Consider the following 18,260-nt stretch of genomic DNA (forward strand, 5'->3'; position numbering starts at 1 on the left):
CGTATAAGGCTACATCTGCTGACAAGGTACCGAAACGAAAATTTATTTTGTACCTTTGTGGCATAATCAGCAATGCCTTTTTGAAATAACCATACATGGAAAGAGAAGTTAGAGTACGCTTTGCCCCAAGCCCGACAGGGCCTCTCCATATCGGCGGTGTTCGCACGGCCCTTTACAATTTTTTGCTGGCCCGCAAAACGGGTGGCAAGATGATCCTGCGCATCGAGGATACAGACCAGAACCGTTTTGTACCGGGTGCCGAAGATTACATCCGTGAGTCGCTGGAGTGGTGCGGCATTGAGCTGGACGAGAGCCCGTGGCACGGCGGCCCCTATGCCCCTTACCGCCAGTCGGAGCGCAAGCCCATGTACATGCAGTATGCCATGCAACTCATCGAGAGCGGCCATGCCTACTATGCCTTTGATACGGCCGAGGAGCTGGATGAAATGCGCGAACGCCTGAAGGCAGCCAAAGTAGCCACGCCGCAGTACAACGCGATTACGCGCGCTACCATGAAGAACTCGCTTACCCTGCCGGAGGATGAAGTAAAGCGCCGCCTGGAAAGCGGAGAGCCTTACGTGATTCGTCTCAAGGTACCCCGCAAAGAGGAAGTGCGTCTCAAAGACCTCATCCGTGGCTGGGTCATGGTGCATTCTTCTGCCATAGATGATAAAGTGCTGATGAAATCGGATGGTATGCCGACCTACCACCTGGCCAATATTGTAGACGACCACCTGATGGAGATCACGCACGTGATCCGGGGGGAAGAGTGGTTGCCATCGGCGCCGCTGCACGTGCTGCTATACCGCTACCTGGGCTGGGAGAACACCATGCCCCAGTTCGCTCACCTGCCCCTGCTCCTCAAGCCCGATGGCAATGGCAAGCTGAGCAAGCGCGACGGCGATAAGCTGGGCTTCCCGGTATTCCCGCTGCGCTGGGTCGATCCGTTCACAAGCGAAGTATCCTCCGGCTACCGCGAGGCGGGCTATTTGCCCGAAGCCTTTGTGAACTTCCTGGCCTTCCTGGGTTGGAACCCGGGTACGCAGCAGGAGATCTTCTCGATGGAGGAGCTGATTGAAGAGTTTACGATCGAGCGTATCGGCAAGTCCGGCACGCGCTTCGACATACAGAAAGCCCGTTGGTTCAACGAACAATACCTGCGTGCCAAACCCGATGCCGAGCTGGCAGGTTTCCTGCTCAAGGCGCTGGAAGAGCACAACATTGCCTGTTCGCCTGAGAAAGCAGAAAAGATCGCCGGCCTGATGAAGGAGCGCGTAAGCTTCCCGCAGGAATTCTGGCGCGAAGCGGCTTACTTCTTCGTGGCTCCTACCGAGTACAACGAGAAAGTAGCTGCCAAGAAATGGAATAGCCAGACCGTGGCGGTTTTCAGCGATTTCAGAAACGAACTGACAACGCTGGAGAGCTTCAACGCAGATGCGGTAAAAGACCTGCTGGTCAACATACTGGAGCGCCACGGCATGAAGATCGGACAGGTACTGCAGGCGCTTCGCCTGGCTGTGACCGGTGCCGAAGCCGGCCCTGACCTGATGCACATCATTGAAGTCATTGGCCGTGAAGAAACGGAGAGCCGGATAGACGCTGCCATCAGCAAGCTGAACCAGTACACGGAAGCTTAATGAATTGAATAAATAAGGAAAAGGCTGACCCTTACAGGTTGGCCTTTTCTCGTTTATACCTCCTGCATCTGTCCCTTGCTGTAACTATTTATCTGTTTCGCCTTATAATTCAGAAAGGATAACCAAGACCATCAACTATGGCTAAGAATAAGAAAGAGAACAAAAGCAAGAAAAAGACCCGGGTACACAAAGACCTGGAAGGCTTCGAAATAAAGGTCAACCAACAAGGCGAGATCAAATCAAACTATTCCATAGACCAGATAAACGAGTTTCTGAACAAGAACGTGGAGGACAAGAAGCTGGTGAAGCGGGATGCAGCGGAAAAGGCCAAAAAGGAGGAAGAAGAGTATCATGTGGAAGAGGGCGAAGAAGTAGAAGAAACGGACGAGGACTTTGTACGGGGTACCAGCTCGGTATCGGATGAGGAAGACGACAAAGACTTGCCCCGCGCCCGGAAAAAGGCGGAGGATGAGGAAGACGACTAGATAAATTAATTATATTCGTAGTCTAAACCAAACCTTCAGAACTATGAGAAATGCACACGAAATAGATTACAAGATCTTTGGCAACGATATCCAGGTGCTGGAAATTGAGCTTGACCCCAATGAAACTGTCATAGCCGAAGCTGGCGCGATGGTATACATGGAGGAGGGCATTACCTTCGAAGCCAAAATGGGGGATGGCTCCAATCCCAGCCAGGGCTTTTTTGGCAAACTCGTATCTGCCGGCAGCCGCCTCATCACAGGCGAATCGCTGTTCATGACGCACTTCACACACCGTGGACATAGCAAGAGTCGTGTGGCTTTCTCTGCGCCTTACCCGGGCACCATTTTGCCCCTCGACCTGCAGCAACTCCGCGGCAACACACTCATTGCGCAGAAAGATGCGTTCCTGGCTGCGGCCTTAGGCACGAAGCTGGCCATGCATTTCAACCAGAAACTCGGCTCCGGCCTATTCGGCGGTGAAGGCTTTATCCTGCAGCGACTCACGGGTGATGGCATGGCTTTCCTGCATGCGGGAGGCACGATCGTAGAAAAGCAGCTCAACAATGAAACACTCCGTGTAGACACCGGCTGTGTCGTCGCCTTCGAAGATGGTATAGATTTTAGCGTACAGCAGGCAGGTGGCCTGAAGTCAATGGTTTTTGGTGGTGAGGGGTTGTTTCTGGCGACGCTGCGCGGTTCGGGCAAGGTATGGCTGCAATCCATGCCGGTGAAAAAGCTGATCGAAGCACTCATGCCACGCGGCCAGAACGCGAACAAAGAAGGCGGCATGTTAAGCAGCTTTTTAGAATAAGGATTTGCTCAGGAGGAATTGAGAATGCGGAATGATTAATGGTGTAAGCTGAACAGGTATAGCTGCTCTATCTTTCTATTTACCAAGTGCGCAACACCGTCCTATAGCTAAAAGCTATACCTGAGGTATAGCTCTGTAACAAAAAAGCCCGGCAGCTTATACCTGCGGGGCATTTTTGTTGTCATTTCGAACAAAGTGAGAAATCTGGAATATTGTACGGGACTACACAATAACCCAGATTTCTCGTTGCACTCGAAATGGCAAATTGATTTAACTCTTCACTCCTATCCCGCTCACCTGCAGGATCTCCTCCAGGTATTCGCGGGTGTTGCTGAGACGGGGGACTTTGTGCTGACCTCCCAGTTTGCCTTTGTGGCTGAGCCAGCTCATAAAAGTACCCTTTGGGGCAGCATACACGATGGGTTCCTGCAGGGCAATGTCATTCTGCCTCTTGGCATCGTAGTCCGAGTTGATCTCCCGCAGCGTGTTATCCAGCACCTGCGTGAACTGCAGCAGGTTGTCGGGTTCCTGCTCAAACTCGATCAGCCACTCATGACCGCCACGCTTGCCGCTTTCCATATACACCGGGGCAGCTGTAAAGTTAGAGATGATGGCTCCTGTCGCCTCACAGGCTTTGATGATGGCTACCTCTGCATTCTCCACGATCACCTCTTCGCCAAACGCATTCATAAAGTGTTTGGTACGCCCCGATATTTTGATACGATAAGGGCCGATGCTGGTAAAACGTACCGTATCACCGATCTTGTAGCGCCACAAACCGGCATTGGTCGAAATCAGAATCGCATAGTTTTTCCCCACCTCTACCTGGTCGAGTTTCAGCACCTTCGGGTACTCCTCCTCGAGTTGGTCCATTGGGATGAACTCATAGTAGACACCATAGTCCAGCATAAGCAACATTTCGTCCTGGGTATCGCGCTGGTCCTGTATGCCAAAGAAACCCTCCGAGGCATTGTATACCTCCAGGTAATTCATTTTATCGGACGGGATGATCTCCTTGAAAAGCTGCCGGTAAGGGCCGAAAGCCACCGCACCGTGCGTGAAGAGCTCCAGGTTAGGCCATACCTCTGTAATGTCTTTTTTGCCGGTTACTTCCAGTATGCGCTTCAGGAGCACGTAGGTCCAGGTAGGTACACCCGACATGCTGGTGACGTTTTCCTGTACCGTCAGTTCCACCATCTTCTCGATCTTCTCCTCCCACTTATCCATCAGGGCGACCTTGAGCGGAGGTGTGCGCATGGCTTCTGCCCAGATCGGCAGGTTCTGCATGATCACAGCCGACACGTCGCCGCAGGAGGTCTTGGAATTGAATTCATTGGGGTGGTGGCTTCCCCCGATCGAGAGGCCCTTGCCGGAAAAAAGCTTCGTTTCCGGGTAATTGTTCACGTAGATGGAGAGCATGTCCTTACCGCCTTTGTAGTGGCAGCCTTCCAGCGACTCTGGACTAACCGGTATAAATTTGCTGCGGGCATTGGTGGTACCCGATGATTTGGCAAACCACTCAATCTTGCTTGGCCAGAGAATGTTCTGCTCGCCCTTCATCACGCGTTCAATGTAGGGGTATAGGTCTTCGTAAGCAGAAACAGGCACCCGCTCCTGAAACTGTTCTACCGACCGGATATCACTATAGCCATATTTCTTCCCGAACTCGGTCCCCTTGGCCGTGCTGATCAGGTTCTGAAACAGCTCCTCCTGCACATCATGGGGATACTTCCGAAACAGATCTATCTGGTGGATCCGCTTCTTCATCACCCACGTCACGATTGAATTGAATATTTCCAATGCTGGATGGCTTAATTGTTAAATGGTTAAATTGTTGTTCGTGTACTTGATGAGGCTATTGATTGCTTTAGGAAGCTTTTTCAATTCGCCAAGTACATACTGGTATTGGTCTTCTGTGATCAACTTTCGCATTCTAGCCTTCTCATTCCAATCAAACGCTTCATACATCGACCCTTGTGCATACCGATAAAACTTGATTTTATCTTTTTTGCCATACCGGCCAAACCCTTCAGCAAGATTTGCTGATATACTATCTGTAGCCGTAATATACTGTTGCCCTACTGTATGCTGAGCAAGATTGTTCCAATTCAATACTATTTCCCAAACTTTATTACTCAGGGAAAAGCTTATTCTATAAGCTTCAAGGTCGTTTAATTTAAGATACTTTTTCTCTTCCATCTTAACTTAAACAACAATATAACCATTTAACAATTTAACCTAAATCTTCCTCTTCAGCTCAAAGTGCTTGCCCAGGTATACGCGGCGGACTTGTTCGTCGGCGGCCAGTTCTTCGGCGGTGCCTGACTTCAGGATCTTACCCTCGAACAGCAGGTAGGCCCGGTCGGTAATGGAAAGCGTTTCGTTTACGTTGTGGTCGGTGATCAGGATGCCGATGTTCTTGCTCTTGAGCTTGGCGACGATGCTCTGAATCTCCTCCACGGCGATGGGGTCTACCCCGGCAAAAGGCTCATCGAGCAGCACAAATTTGGGGTCAACGGCCAGGGCGCGGGCGATCTCCGTCCGGCGGCGCTCCCCCCCTGACAGCACAATGCCTTTGTTCTTGCGCACATGCGTCAGCGAAAACTCCTCCAGCAGCTGCTCCACTTTCTCCAGTTGCTCCTTCTTGGGTCGGTTGGTCATTTCCAGGGGAGCTAGGATATTTTCCTCCACCGTCAGTTGCCTGAACACCGACGCTTCCTGGGCCAGGTACCCCACCCCGCGCTTTGCCCGCTGGTACATGGGCAGGTCCGTTATGTCCTCTTCGTCCAGGAATATCCTGCCACTGTTGGGCTTCACCAGCCCCACGATCATATAGAAGGACGTGGTCTTTCCGGCACCGTTCGGCCCCAGCAATCCCACGATCTCGCCCTGGTTCACCTCCACGCTCACGTCGTTTACGACCATGCGCGACTTGTATTTCTTAAATAGATGTTCTGCTCTTAATATCATCGGCTTAAAGTTAAGCATTAAAGACCCATCCTGCAATCAGGGTATAAGTCCTTGCTGCAAAGTTATCTGGTTGCGTATTTTCTGAAATACCGCAGCAGGGCAATATTCAAAATCTTCAATTCAGTTAAAATTATATTTTCGGTAAAACATTGTTTATCTGGCATCTTCTATTTAGTTTGGAGTTCCAATCTTTTAGCCTTTACATGATGTTTCCTTTACTTTACCTGGCCGTTCAGAAACTGGCTTATTCCAGTATTTTTCTGTTCGTATGGCTTGCCGGCATGTCCACCGAGAAGTCCGAAAGTGCAAATAATGATCCAACTTCAGCCAGCAGTAAAAGCGCTGCCACCAAAACCACTTTGATCACGTCCTCCAGCCTGAAAGGAGTGGATGTGTCGAAGTGGCAGAAAGAGGTGGACTGGGATCAGGTAAAGGGAGCAGATGTCACTTTCGCATTTGTAAAAGCTACGCAGGACGATTACCGGCTGGACCCCTACTTTGGCCGCAACTGGGAGGAGACGAAGCGTGTGGGCATCAAGCGCGGCGCCTATCATTTTTTTATACCTGCCGCACCGGTACAAGGCCAGATCGATCTTTTTATCAATACCGTTCAGCTTGAACCCGGCGATATGCCCCCTGTACTAGATGTAGAGGTGATTGAAAAACATACTTCGGGAGAAGAGTTGCGCCGCAATATGCACATCTGGCTGGAAGCGGTTACACAGCATTACGGTGTAAAACCGATCATCTATACTAATCAAAACTATTACCGCCGCTGGCTGCAGGGCCACTTCCAGGACTATCATTTCTGGATCGCCCGCTACAATACGGCTGAGCCGGAAATTCACCACGAAGACAAGTGGGTGTTCTGGCAGTACACCGACACCGGCAGACTGCCGGGCGTCAAGGCGCCCATCGACCTCAACTTTTTTGCAGGCGACTGGAATACGCTCAATATGCTCTGTGTTCCTCCTAAACTGACGCCCTACTCCGAGCAGCTTATTCTGGCCGAGTTAGAGCAACTGGAAGTCGCCAGGTAATCTCTCATAACACCGCATACATGCAAAAAGGCCCTGCGATCACAGGGCCTTTTTGCATGTATACGGTGTCGTTACTTGATCATCCGGATGTCTTTGATGCGCAGCTGCAGTGTGATATTACCCCGGTATACGTTCTCTTCTATGGTATAGCAGACATCAAACGGAATGCCTTTGGTGATGGGCATGTAGTAATCTCCCAACCCGAAACCGATGGCATCAATGTCATAATAGCCGTCCTGCGTCAGGCGAAGCTTCAGGTGGGTATCTCCTACCACACGCACACTTCCGGTATCATACACACACTCCGACACAAAGGAGGGCCGCATGTTGCCCGGCCCGAAAGGCTCCATCTGCCGGATGATGTTATAAAAGTTGCGGGAGATCTGGTTGAGCTTGATCTTGGCATCTATTTCGATCTGGGGGATCTTCTGATCAGCCGTAATGGTGCTGGCTACGATCTCCTCAAAACGCTGCCGGAAAGCAGGGACATTCTCCACCGGCAGGGTCAGGCCGGCCGCATACATGTGCCCCCCAAACTGATCCAGCAGATCCGAGCAGCTCTCAATGGCATTGTGCACATTGAAGCCATGTACCGAGCGGGCAGAGCCGGAAGCTTTCCCGTTAGACTGCGTCAGGATGATGGTAGGCCGGTAGTACTTCTCGATGCAGCGTGAAGCGACAATGCCGATCACGCCTTTGTGCCAGTTCTCTTTGTAAAGCACAGTAGAGCTGGCATTTTTCAGGAAATCGTCCTCGGCAATCATCTGCAATGCCTCCTTGGTGATGTTGGAGTCTTTATCGCGGCGCTCTTTGTTGGATTCGTTGATGATGTCGGCCATCCGGAAGGCTTCTTCCTTGGTCTGGGCCAGTAGCATGCTCACCGAGCGCTTGGCATCGCCCATACGCCCGGCCGCGTTGATGCGGGGCGCAAAGCCAAACACAATGCTCGTAATGTCCATCTCGGTGGTGATACCTGCCAGGTCCTGCAAAGCAGCCAGGCCAGGGCGTGTCGCCTCGGGTCCGTTGATCAGCTTCAGGCCAAAGTGAGCCAGTATGCGGTTCTCACCGGTGATGGGGACAATGTCAGCGGCGATGCTTACAACCAGTAGGTCCAGCAGCTTGTAAGCCTCTTCCTGTGGTATACCTTGCTGCAGGCAGAAGGCCTGTACCAGTTTGAAGCCAACGCCGCAACCAGACAGCTCTTTGTAAGGATACAGGCAGTCCACCTGCTTGGGATCAAGCACAGCTACCGCTTGGGGCACATCCTCGTCCGGCAAGTGGTGATCGCAAATAATGAAATCTATACCTAGTGAAGATGCATAGGCGACTTTGTCAGCGGACTTAATGCCGCAGTCGAGGCTGATGATGAGCGAGAAGTTGTGCGCCTTGGCATAATCTATCCCTGGTGTTGAGACGCCATAGCCTTCTTTATACCTGTCCGGGATGTAATATTCGATTTGATCTGCCTGCGTGTACTGCTGCAAAAAACTGTACATGAGGGCTACGGACGTAGTGCCGTCTACGTCGTAGTCGCCGTAGACCAGGATCTTCTCGTTGCGGTGCAGGGCTTCTGTCAGGCGGTTGACGGCAAGGTCCATGTCCTTCATCAGGAAGGGGTCGTGCAGGTCGAGGAGGCTGGGGCGGAAAAAGGCCTTGGCTTCTTCGTAGGTGCAAATAGAGCGCTGGCATAGGATATTGGCCAGTGTAGGGCTTATTTTCAGCGATTCAGCTAAATTATCTACTACTTCCGGCGATGCCTCCTGGTTGTATACCCATCTTTTCTCCATATGCTGCTGCTCCATAATACTATCTGCAAAGGTAGCTAATTTAAGCACGACTTCTGACCCCTGAGGCCAAAGCGGTAGGTGAATCCTGCAGAATTCCGTACTTTTGTACCCGCACAACATGAATAAGCATGAAACGATTCAGAGAGCTTTTGGAAAAATATGGGAATTACTCCCTGGATTTGATCATGTATGGTTTCTTTCTCATCTTCCTGCTGATACTCTTCCTTTTCTTCTCTTAGAGCTAGTCTAATTCGCCGGCGCGTCGCCCCGCAGTTTCCGGAAACGCTTGCGTGCCTCGGCGACATAGATGCTGCCTTTGTGCTTGACCAGGAAATCGTTGTAGAGCTGCTGGGCTTTCGCTGTATCTTTCAGGTTCTCTTCGTAAATGTAGGCCATCTTGTAGAGGGCATCATCGCTCAGAATATCGGTCGGTGCACTCACGACCTTCTCCAGGCTGGCAACGGCCTTGTCAAAGGCTCCCTCCCGCTCATAAATGGTCGCTTTCCGGAAGTAGATCTCATCGGTCAGGCTATGCCCCGGATGCTGCTGTAACATCTTGTCCAGCCGGGCTTCGGCTTCCTGCAGTTTGTTCTGGAAGATCAACAACTCAATGGCTGCATACTCTTCCATGGCCGTTGTGGAAGTATCCAGCCCGGTATTGTCGGTGATGAGCAGGCTGAGATCCATGGCATCGTTGGCGATCTCGCGGCTGGTAGCCAGCTTGAGGATGTCGAGGTGGGCCTGGGCCAGTTCAAAGTCGCCTTTGTAGTAGCTGAGGCGCGCATTGCGAAGCTTGGCTTCATGTCCTATTGTGGTTTCTTTGTGAGACTTCTCTACCTGCGAGTAAAGCAGCGTAGACTCCCAGGGTTCTCCCTTGAGCAGGTAGATATCACCCAGGGTGAGTTTGCTCTCCGCCACAAAATCAGGATTGGCGCGGGGTATACTGATCGCCTCCTGCAGCAGTTTGATTGCTTTGTCCTTGTCATCCAGGTGAAAAGCGTACAGGTTGGCCATGTGCTGCAGCACTTCCACCGTCTGCACGTTCCGGCCCACCTCCGACAGCAAGGCTTCGTAGTCCGCGATCAGGGTCCGTATCTTGTCCAGGTCAACAGGAAATGTGTTTTCTACCTGCTCTTCGCGGGCATTGATCAGGCGCTGCCGCGCCACCAGGTAATAAGGCCCTCCGGGATATTCTTTGATGATGTACTCAAAGGCCTCTATCGCGCCTTCGTAATCCTTGTTCTTCGCGCTGATGGCTCCCAGTTCCATCACGCGTGTACCGCCACTGCGCGTACGTTTATCGACAGAGCGTGCCTGCAGCAGGGCATTGTAGAAGTCGCGGCGCTGGATGTAGAGCCAGATCAGCAGCTCGTTGTAGGCCAGCACATCCGGATACTGTTGTACCCGCATGATGAGCTCCTTTTCCAGGGCATCCTGCGCCTTCTCGTCCTGCAGGCTGTTCTGCAGCATGTTCTGCACGTAGATCAGCTCCTGCTCGTTCTCCTGCAGCAGATTCAGCGCCTCTCCTATCAGGTTTTCGTGCTTCTGCCGGTAGGTATAAAGGGCAATCAGAGACCGGTTGTGCTCAAATGGATTTTTGCTCACCTCCCGGCCACGCAGATAGGCCTTTTCGGCGTAGTCGTAGAGTTCGTTTTGTATGAAGGCACTGGCAGCCACGATCACCTCATCTGCCGTTAACTGGGCAATGAGTTTATCGAAATGTTTTTCTGCTGCTGCCTTGTCGCCCGCCGCCTGGTATACCATCCCCAAATCGATCACGAAGTTGACCTGACCGGGATGCCGCTTTATCGTTTTTTTTACCAGCTTTTCAGCGTCTTTGAAGTTGTTCTGTGCCAGCAGCGTCTTGAGGTAGTCCGGGTAGACGGCATTGAAGAGGCGCTGGTCGTCGATGAGTTTGCTGTAGATGGCTTCTGCTTTTTCGTACTCGCCTTTGCTGAAGTACTCCCGCGCCAGCGCCAGTTCCTGCCCCTGGGCCATTACAGCCGGAGCGGACAACAGGAGCGTCAGCAGCAGGAGGAGTTTGCAGAGTGTTTTGGCAGGTATATGCATCACCTATTACAACGTTATAAAAGTCTTTTTGATTTTAGTCCTTCGCCTGAAAATGAAGATAGCCAATTATATTCAATGCACCACAAAACAAAAGGGCCACCCATTGCCGGGCAGCCCTTCTGTTTTATAGGATTGGCAGGAATTAGAAGAACCTTACGCGGTTATCTTTGATCTCTGCTTTTTCTTTGATCGCTTCGAATGCGTTAGACTCGGCACGGGAAGAGCGGGTGTTTACCAGCTGCGCTTTCACGCCAGACAGGTCCTGCACTTCAGGGGCTTTGGTCAGCTCTACCAGCTCTACCATAACCACACCGCCCTGGCCTTCGAAAGGAGCAGTACGGCCACCCGGCTTCAGGCCAAACGCCTTACCGATAGCCACCGGCTCCATACCTAATCCAGGTATAGCACCGGAAGCAAAGCTTACTTCTTCTGCCGTTCGCACCATGGCATCAGGTCCGTAGTTGGCTGCAATTTCGTCCAGTGATCCTTTGGCACCTTTCAGCTTCTCGGTGATCTGCTGGGCTTTCACTTCGTTGCGAACAGCGGCAGTCAGCTCTTCTTTCACATCTTCGATCTTGGCATAGCCTTTTTCGCGCTTGCCGGTCAGGGCAGCTACTACAAACTGATCGTCGATCTCGAATACAGGAGATACATCGCCTACGGATGTGTCTTTGGCGTAAGCCCAACGTACCAGTTCACGTGCGTTGTTCAGGTTACCAACCAGGATGTTGTTCTTTCCGATGTTGGACGCTTCTTCCTTGGCAAGCGCTTCGTTTTTGGCAACGTTCGCTCTGAATTCGTCCAGGCTACCGCTTGTACCTGACAGCTCATCTGCTGTGGCATATGCTAAGTCACGGGTCGTTTCGCTTGCCTCAATTGAACGCTGTACGGTTGCAATCTTATACGTACGCTTTGTTTTGGGAGCCGTGATCTTGATGATGTGGTAGCCATACTCTGTTTCTACAGGAGCTGGCAGCAAGCCTGCACCGGTAGCGCCAAATACGGCCTTCTCAAATGCAGGTACCATGCGGCCTTCTGTGAAGTAACCCAAGTCACCACCGGCAGAGGCTGTACCGTCTGTGCCGTGTTGTGCCGCCATGGCAGCAAAGTCAGCGCCACCTTTGATCTGCGCCAGTACATCTTTCGCTTTGGCCAGCGCAGCAGCTTTGGCCTCCGGAGTGTCATTTTCAGGCTTGATCAGGATATGGCTTGCCCGGGCCGTGTTCACGCTACCGTCTTTCACATCCACCACTTTGTGGAGGGTATAGGTTTCATCTTCCGTGAACGGTCCGTATACCTTGCCTTCCTCTAATGGCAGGCTGCTGCGCAGTTGCTCCGGCAATTCACCAGCATGCAGGTAGGCATTGTTATAAGGAACATCCGAGTTGGTGTTTACGAAAGCAGAGTCGTTGGTCGTCGCCTTGAACTGCTCGGTAAGCGTCGTGATCTCTTCCTGGATGTAGTTTTTGTCTTCTGCAGAAGCTGCAACCGGTATGGTGACAAACTCAACAGAGCGACCGTCTTCTACCTTATAGAGGTCTTTGTGGCGCTCAAAATAATCCTTCAGCTGCGCATCCGTTACTTTTACGGCAGAATCTGCGATAGAAAAGTAAGGCACATACAACACCTTGAGGTTCGCAGTCGTGCTCTGCGCTGCAAATTGGTTCTTGGCTTCAGCCGTTGTTACATACACCGATTTGGTCAGCAGGTTGCTGTACTTGGACTGGATACGGTCAGAAAGAACGCCCTGCTCAAAGTTCACCCACATCGGACGTGCCTGAGGACCCATCTGGTCCAGGTTTTGCAGGTACTGCACCACCTGGTTGCGATCAAATTCGCCTGTCTGCGGATTCGTGAAAGCCTGCTTCACAGACGGGTGAATGTTGTTCCCCTGCACCATGTCAGCCAGTTCTTCTTCTGTTACAGCAATGCCCAGGCGGTCATATTCTTTTTGTAAAGCGATCTGGAAGATTAGTTGGTTCCAAGCCTGCTCACGGATCATGGCCAGCTCACTTTCAGTGGCAGCACGGCCTATCTGGCCTTCGTAGTTGCCTTTTATTTGCTGAAATACCAGGTCAAAACGCTGGAAGTCAATTTCTTCGCCAGCTATTTCGCCTACAGTGGCTGCATCGTTACCTAAAAGTCTGGAGTTAGGACCCAACAGGTCACCACCGACTACAAACACGCCAAGCCCTATGGCGATGGCGCCGATAGCCCAACCCGACTTTTCTCTAATCTTGTTAATTAATGCCATTTGTTATACAACTTAATAAAGGATGTGCAAAATAAGGTTAATCGTGCAAAAATTCAAAATTTTGTGCGTATCTGTTTAAAATCATCCATCTCCCTGTGAATCTGTAGCTTTCACCAGCTTCACTGCATTCACCCGGTTCTCGTCCATCGACAGGATGGTAATGGTCAGCGGCGGCAGCTCCACGACATCGTTTGGCTGGGGTATTTCGCCCAGCACCGAGAAGATCAGGCCCCCCAGCGTCTCGTAGTCGCCTTCCGGCAGATCCAGTTCATACTTCGAATTGAGGTAGTCGATCTCGTGGCGGGCACTGAGCAGGTATAGCTGCTTTTCCGGGAACACCTGCTCCAGCAGTGCGTCGTAATCATACTCGTCCTGTATCTCGCCGAATATTTCCTCGATCACATCTTCTACGGTCACGATGCCGGAGGTGCCTCCAAACTCATCCACGACCACGGCCACGGTGCGGTGCTCTGTGCCAAAGCGCAGAAACAACTCACTGGCCAACATACTTTCCGGCACCAGGCTCACAGGCGAGACGATCTCTGCGATCTGTTCCGGCTGCCTGAACATGGCCAGCTGGTGACAATAGCCGATGATGTTGTCAATCGTGTCCTGGTAGACGAGTATCCGGGAGTGCCCGGTCCTGATAAAAGCATCGCGCAGCGCTTCTACCGGCTCGCTTACCTCTACCGCTTTTATTTCAATGCGGGGCACCATGCATTCCCTCACCCTGACCTTTTTGAAATCGAGTGCATTGTGAAAAATTTCCTGGTTCACTTCCGGAGCGCCTTCTTCCACCGGATGGAAGAGATGGTTCCGGATGTAAGCATTCAGGTCGGTGTAGCCAAAAATGGGCTTATCATCCGGAAAGTCGATCTTCAGTACTTTTTCGGCGATCCACCTGCTGAGGCCCACCAGCAGGTATACCACAGGGTATAGCAGGTAATGAAAAAGCAGAACCGGCACCGCCAGCACATGCAACATACGGTTGGGGTTGATGGCAAACAGGCTCCTGGGCAGAAATTCTGCTGTCAGCAGCACGATCACCGAAGCGATCAACACCTGCAGGAAAAGAATGAAAGGCGCCAGTTGCAAGGCTTCCGGCAGGTATAGCCGCAGCACGTTATGCAGCATGCCCGCTATCACAAACCCATAGAAAACAAGGGAGATAATGTAGCCGATCAGGTTGGTACCCATCAGGCGGGAAGGGTGCTGCAGCAGGCGCGTCAGGATGCGGCCCGACAGCACATTATTCTTCTCGTCGAGCTCTATCTGCAGCTTATTGGCAGCCATAAAGGCTGTTTCTATACCTGAGAAAAAGGCACAGCTCAGCAGCGCAATAAAAAGCAATACGATCTGACTGGGGTCTATCATGCAATATCAGCGACGGGTTCAGGCACTTTTACTTTTCCGGTAACTATATACCAAGAACAACATAATGCCGATCATAAAAATCCAATAGTTGCCTCCTATGTCGGACTCTGCTATGCTTCTGTGTATACCGATCACCATGGTCACAAAAGCCAGGGATAACAGAATGGTATTGATGAGTTTCGGGTTCATTATTCTTTCAGACTAAATACGCCTGTCACTTTCTTGATTTTGTAAATGGAAAAATCCTGGTTGGCCTGCAGTCCATGCCCCATCAGGATTTCCTCCGGTGTGGTGATCTTGACAAATTTGTCGGTGTAGATCTGCGCCTTGTTCTTGTTCCAGTACAGTTCTTCCGTCTCCAGCTTTTCCTGTTTCACCAGGTTATTCACAACCACGTTGCCCTTTACCAGGTATAGGTCCTTGTTGCGTTCCTGCTTGCCATAGTTGGCGCGCATGGTAGACGTTACGGCTCCGCCCTTCTCAAAGAACTCTACATTGATCCCTTTCGGGAACACGATGTCTCCGTTTTCAAAGTCTTCCTGCAAAGGCGACTGCAGCTTGATGAGCACTTTGGCAGAGTCACTGTATAGCGTCAGCACGTTTTCGGTTACCCTGAACGGCCCGGTATACTTCTCTTCCTGATCAGGATCTTTCAGGTCTTTTCCGCACCCTAGCACCAGGAGTGTCAGGACGGCAAAAAGACTGGTCAATAAAGGTTTCGGCATGCCTCTGTATACTTTTCAGAGTGAAGTTAATAAAAAATTTAGTTGTGGCTTCTCTCCGGGTGCAAACACAATGCCAGAGCTGCCTAATATAAAAAAGACCGTTACAGGAACGGCCTTTCTTAGTAAATGCTTTTTATGACGTTTTGGTTTACTCGATTCTGCGTTTTACAAACCATCTGCTGTTTATGGTCACTCCGACGCTGAACTGGAAATAGTTTTCGGCGATCAGGCCATTGTCGGTGTTGCCACGGCGCCCGTAAGCAAAAGCGGTGTTCAGCTGATACATCTCATAGAAAGACCCACGGCCTACCGGCAAGGTGAGGCCACCGGTAACAGACATATCTTTGATATTCTCCCCGTTTACCGTAAAGGGTGTCTGCCCATAGTTAAGGCCGCCACGATAAGTGATGCGTTTGAAGTAACTGTCGATGGCATTGGCATTGGGGGTATACTCGGCTCCCAGCCCTACCTTATAGCTGTTGCCAAGTTCTTTTTCTCCATCGAGGTTTTTGTAATCGGACCAGTCCTGCGCGAAGAATTCTGCTCCTATCGTCAGGTTGCTGCCGTTGTCAAAGCTCAGACCAGCCTGCAGGCTGCTCGGTACATTTACCGATCCTTCCAGGCTGTCGGTCAGCATGGGCGGGCCCAGGAGTGCTTCGGATACTGTGCGGCGCTCATACGCTGCATTGCGCTTGGCATTCAGGTCGGTATTCAAGGTATAGACCGCGCCTGCGCTAATAAAGGCTTTGTCTTTTAGTTTCTTGCGGTAGTTGGCTCCTGTTTTGAAGAGGAAATTGTTGTAGCGTGTACGCTCGCTGTATACCACTCGCTGCAGCTCCAGGTCTCTGAATGATGTGTCAGCCACAATAGAAGAAGACTCCTGCGTGATAGTACCGAAAATATACGAGGCACTTGCGCCCACAGTCAGTCCTTCGGCTATCCTGAAACCATGCCCGAAGTATACCTCTGACAGACCGCCTTCGCCTTTGTACTCGTTTACAATGATGGCCTCTGGTCTGCCGGGCAACGATCCCACACTACTGATCTCGTAGTTTACATTGCTGTAGGGACGAAGGCTGACAGCCGAGCTCCAGCGCTTGGAAAGCGGAACACCCAGCGTCAGGTAGTTCAGGTTCGCATTGCCGTCCTTCTGTGATTCAGTGCTGTTTTTGACAGTTTTATACTGCCCCGCTACCCCTACATCAAAAATGGTGATGCTGTTGTAGTATAACAGTGCCGGATTGGCTGTGTTCGGCTGAAAACTACTGCCTGAACTTACGCCCACACCGCCCATTCCTGCTGTCCGGATATTGCCAAAGTTCGTGTTGAGTTCTCCCAATCCATAACGGGAGTACGGCGAATTACCAATGTTTTGCGCCTGCACAGCCTGTGCAAAACACAGTACAGTGGCGCAAATAAGTAAACGGAACGGTTTATACATTATGTTTCAAAATTCTATGAAGCCCTATCAGGACCAGTTCAGGAATTACAAAGATGCGTTCTTTTATGTTACTTTCAAAAAATCCTGCATCTCCTCCGCAAAGTATAACCACCAGGCGATCTGATTTTTGCTTGTAAGCGCGGATTATACCTTCAACTTCGGCTACAGTTCCTGCCAATACGCCGCTCTCCAGCGAGTCTTCTGTCGTTTGACCGATAAGGGGAAAGGATTCTTTAATTCCTTCTACTAACGGTAGCCGTCCCGTAAAATTATGCAGGGCCCTGAATTTCATCCGGATGCCGGGGGATATGCCGCCTCCCTGGTAATGGCCTTCATTATCGATGAAGTCATAGGTGATGGCCGTACCGGCATCAATAACCAGGCAGTTGCGCCCCGGAAAAAAATAATGAGCTGCGACAGCACCGGCGATGCGGTCTGCTCCTAAGGTATGGGGTGTCTTGTAATCGTTGGAAACAGGCAGGGCTGTCTGTGCCGAAAGCTCTACGATGCTTCCGGCTACAGACAGCCCTGTTTTTATATGTTTCAGATCGTCGGCCACTGAAGCCAGGATAGCATGGTCAAAGGATTGGGAGGCCAGCTCTTGCGGCATTCCCTCCTGCGCTTTGAAGTAGCCCTGTGTTACCAAAGCATCTTCTTCAAAGACAGCATACTTTGCACTCGTATTACCTATGTCAATGGCGACGCTCCGCATACGGCTTCTTACATGAAATACTTCAGGCGGATAACCTCTTTTTCGGTCAGGTAGCGCCAGTCTCCGCGAGGAACATCCTTTTTGGTCAGGCCGGCATACTGTACCCTGTCCAGGGTTACCACATCATAGCCCAGATGCTCAAATATACGGCGTACAATCCGGTTTCTACCGATATGGATTTCGAGCCCCAGGAACTTCTTGGAGTCACCCAGCATCGCTACGTCATCCACCATCGCTTTTCCGTCTTCCAGCTCTACACCCTCTACCACTTTCTGAAAATCATCTTTGGTTATGGGCTTGTCCAGCTCTACCTGGTATATTTTTTTGATCTCGTTGGAAGGGTGTGTCAGCTTCTGGGCCAGCTCACCGTCATTGGTGAACAGCAACAGACCTGTTGTGTTACGGTCAAGGCGTCCTACCGGGAAGATCCGCTCGTTGGAGGCTTTCTCCACCAGGCTCATCACCGTCTTTCTGCCCTCCGGATCTTCCGTAGTTGTAATAAAGTCTTTCGGCTTGTTGAGGAGCACGTAGACCAGCTTCTCCCGGTTCAGGAGCTTCTTGCCATACTGCACGGTGTCAGAAGGCTTTACTTTGAAGCCCATTTCCGTTACCACCTCTCCGTTCACCTTGATCTCGCCTGACAGTATCAGTTCATCCGCTTCGCGGCGTGAGCAAACACCGGCATTGGCGATGTAGCGGTTCAGACGAATGGTGTCGTCTCCATCATCTTCCTTGCGGTTGGTCTTTTTGATGCGCGGATTATCCTTGTAGCGGCTCAGGTTGTAGTTTGGCGTCTCAGGATTTCTTTCTGCGTCACGGTCACTGTCGGTACCAAGGCCTTTGCGTTCTTCCCTTCCTTTGCTGAACTTATCGCCCCGGTCAGCACCGTAAGGCTTGCGTTCACTGCCTTCACGGCGATCGCCATAAGGCTTTCTGTCCCTGCTTTCGCTGCGG

15 protein-coding genes are annotated in these 18,260 nt (G+C 51.3%); 4 read left to right on the top strand and 11 right to left on the bottom strand.

Going from position 1 to position 18,260, the window contains the following annotated elements:
• Positions 1-95 precede the first annotated feature (95 nt).
• From gltX to OB13_RS04265, 3 genes are all read left to right on the top strand, one after another.
• Positions 96-1,637, top strand: coding sequence for a glutamate--tRNA ligase (gltX, locus tag OB13_RS04255; RefSeq protein WP_461488907.1), 1,542 nt, complete (start codon positions 96-98; stop codon positions 1,635-1,637).
• A gap of 137 nt (positions 1,638-1,774) precedes the next feature.
• Positions 1,775-2,122 (top strand): hypothetical protein, encoded by a 348-nt coding sequence (locus tag OB13_RS04260; protein ID WP_461488908.1) that lies wholly within the window; start codon positions 1,775-1,777, stop codon positions 2,120-2,122.
• 43 nt (positions 2,123-2,165) lie between these two features.
• Positions 2,166-2,933, top strand: a complete 768-nt coding sequence (locus OB13_RS04265) for a TIGR00266 family protein (RefSeq protein WP_461488909.1) — start codon at positions 2,166-2,168, stop codon at positions 2,931-2,933.
• Positions 2,934-3,203: 270 nt separating this feature from the next.
• Here the strand turns inward: OB13_RS04265 and OB13_RS04270 are convergent, their stop codons facing one another.
• The 3 genes from OB13_RS04270 to lptB are packed head-to-tail and all read right to left on the bottom strand — an operon-like array spanning position 3,204 to position 5,903.
• The gene (locus OB13_RS04270) at positions 3,204-4,733 is read right to left on the bottom strand and encodes a GH3 auxin-responsive promoter family protein (RefSeq protein ID WP_461488910.1); all 1,530 of its coding nucleotides are present in this window, start codon (positions 4,731-4,733) and stop codon (positions 3,204-3,206) included.
• A gap of 18 nt (positions 4,734-4,751) precedes the next feature.
• Positions 4,752-5,132: a four helix bundle protein gene (locus OB13_RS04275; protein ID WP_461488911.1), complete on the bottom strand. Its 381-nt coding sequence runs from the start codon at positions 5,130-5,132 to the stop codon at positions 4,752-4,754.
• A gap of 39 nt (positions 5,133-5,171) precedes the next feature.
• On the bottom strand, positions 5,172-5,903 hold the full coding sequence (gene lptB / locus OB13_RS04280) for an LPS export ABC transporter ATP-binding protein (RefSeq protein ID WP_461488912.1): 732 nt from the start codon (positions 5,901-5,903) through the stop codon (positions 5,172-5,174).
• A 203-nt stretch (positions 5,904-6,106) separates the two neighbouring features.
• Here lptB and OB13_RS04285 point away from each other — a divergent pair, with 203 nt between their 5' ends.
• The gene (locus OB13_RS04285; protein ID WP_461488913.1) at positions 6,107-6,943 is read left to right on the top strand and encodes a glycoside hydrolase family 25 protein; all 837 of its coding nucleotides are present in this window, start codon (positions 6,107-6,109) and stop codon (positions 6,941-6,943) included.
• A 71-nt stretch (positions 6,944-7,014) separates the two neighbouring features.
• Here the strand turns inward: OB13_RS04285 and recJ are convergent, their stop codons facing one another.
• From recJ to OB13_RS04325, 8 genes are all read right to left on the bottom strand, one after another.
• Positions 7,015-8,745, bottom strand: a complete 1,731-nt coding sequence (gene recJ / locus OB13_RS04290; protein ID WP_461488914.1) for a single-stranded-DNA-specific exonuclease RecJ — start codon at positions 8,743-8,745, stop codon at positions 7,015-7,017.
• Positions 8,746-8,976: 231 nt separating this feature from the next.
• Positions 8,977-10,800 carry a tetratricopeptide repeat protein gene (locus OB13_RS04295; protein WP_461488921.1) on the bottom strand — a complete coding sequence of 608 codons (1,824 nt, stop codon included), beginning with the start codon at positions 10,798-10,800 and terminating at the stop codon, positions 8,977-8,979.
• A gap of 142 nt (positions 10,801-10,942) precedes the next feature.
• Complete coding sequence (locus tag OB13_RS04300) at positions 10,943-13,054, bottom strand: peptidylprolyl isomerase (protein WP_461488915.1); 2,112 nt, start codon at positions 13,052-13,054, stop codon at positions 10,943-10,945.
• A gap of 81 nt (positions 13,055-13,135) precedes the next feature.
• Positions 13,136-14,428: a hemolysin family protein gene (locus OB13_RS04305; protein ID WP_461488916.1), complete on the bottom strand. Its 1,293-nt coding sequence runs from the start codon at positions 14,426-14,428 to the stop codon at positions 13,136-13,138.
• 188 nt (positions 14,429-14,616) lie between these two features.
• Positions 14,617-15,153 carry an LPS export ABC transporter periplasmic protein LptC gene (lptC, locus tag OB13_RS04310; protein ID WP_461488917.1) on the bottom strand — a complete coding sequence of 179 codons (537 nt, stop codon included), beginning with the start codon at positions 15,151-15,153 and terminating at the stop codon, positions 14,617-14,619.
• Between the two features lie 148 nt (positions 15,154-15,301).
• Positions 15,302-16,594, bottom strand: a complete 1,293-nt coding sequence (locus OB13_RS04315) for a hypothetical protein (protein ID WP_461488918.1) — start codon at positions 16,592-16,594, stop codon at positions 15,302-15,304.
• A complete protein-coding gene (locus OB13_RS04320; RefSeq protein ID WP_461488919.1) occupies positions 16,587-17,306 on the bottom strand; it encodes a type III pantothenate kinase in 720 nt (239 codons plus the stop codon). The genes OB13_RS04315 and OB13_RS04320 overlap by 8 nt, the downstream gene beginning before the upstream one ends.
• Before the next feature lie 8 nt (positions 17,307-17,314).
• Positions 17,315-18,260 (bottom strand): pseudouridine synthase (locus OB13_RS04325; protein ID WP_461488920.1); only part of this gene is annotated, 946 nt, incomplete at its 5' end.

The organism is Pontibacter sp. HJ8 (genome assembly GCF_054824225.1).

Bases quoted from the DNA above. Each gene is read 5' to 3' on its own strand.
- OB13_RS04320 (WP_461488919.1), bottom strand. From the start codon at position 17,306: ATGCGGAGCGTCGCCATTGACATAGGTAATACGAGTGCAAAGTATGCT.
- OB13_RS04315 (WP_461488918.1), bottom strand. From the start codon at position 16,594: ATGTATAAACCGTTCCGTTTACTTATTTGCGCCACTGTACTGTGTTTT.
- OB13_RS04265 (WP_461488909.1), top strand. From the start codon at position 2,166: ATGAGAAATGCACACGAAATAGATTACAAGATCTTTGGCAACGATATC.
- OB13_RS04305 (WP_461488916.1), bottom strand. From the start codon at position 14,428: ATGATAGACCCCAGTCAGATCGTATTGCTTTTTATTGCGCTGCTGAGC.
- lptB (WP_461488912.1), bottom strand. From the start codon at position 5,903: ATGATATTAAGAGCAGAACATCTATTTAAGAAATACAAGTCGCGCATG.
- OB13_RS04285 (WP_461488913.1), top strand. From the start codon at position 6,107: ATGATGTTTCCTTTACTTTACCTGGCCGTTCAGAAACTGGCTTATTCC.
- lptC (WP_461488917.1), bottom strand. From the start codon at position 15,153: ATGCCGAAACCTTTATTGACCAGTCTTTTTGCCGTCCTGACACTCCTG.
- gltX (WP_461488907.1), top strand. From the start codon at position 96: ATGGAAAGAGAAGTTAGAGTACGCTTTGCCCCAAGCCCGACAGGGCCT.
- OB13_RS04300 (WP_461488915.1), bottom strand. From the start codon at position 13,054: ATGGCATTAATTAACAAGATTAGAGAAAAGTCGGGTTGGGCTATCGGC.
- OB13_RS04275 (WP_461488911.1), bottom strand. From the start codon at position 5,132: ATGGAAGAGAAAAAGTATCTTAAATTAAACGACCTTGAAGCTTATAGA.
- recJ (WP_461488914.1), bottom strand. From the start codon at position 8,745: ATGGAGCAGCAGCATATGGAGAAAAGATGGGTATACAACCAGGAGGCA.
- OB13_RS04260 (WP_461488908.1), top strand. From the start codon at position 1,775: ATGGCTAAGAATAAGAAAGAGAACAAAAGCAAGAAAAAGACCCGGGTA.
- OB13_RS04295 (WP_461488921.1), bottom strand. From the start codon at position 10,800: ATGCATATACCTGCCAAAACACTCTGCAAACTCCTCCTGCTGCTGACG.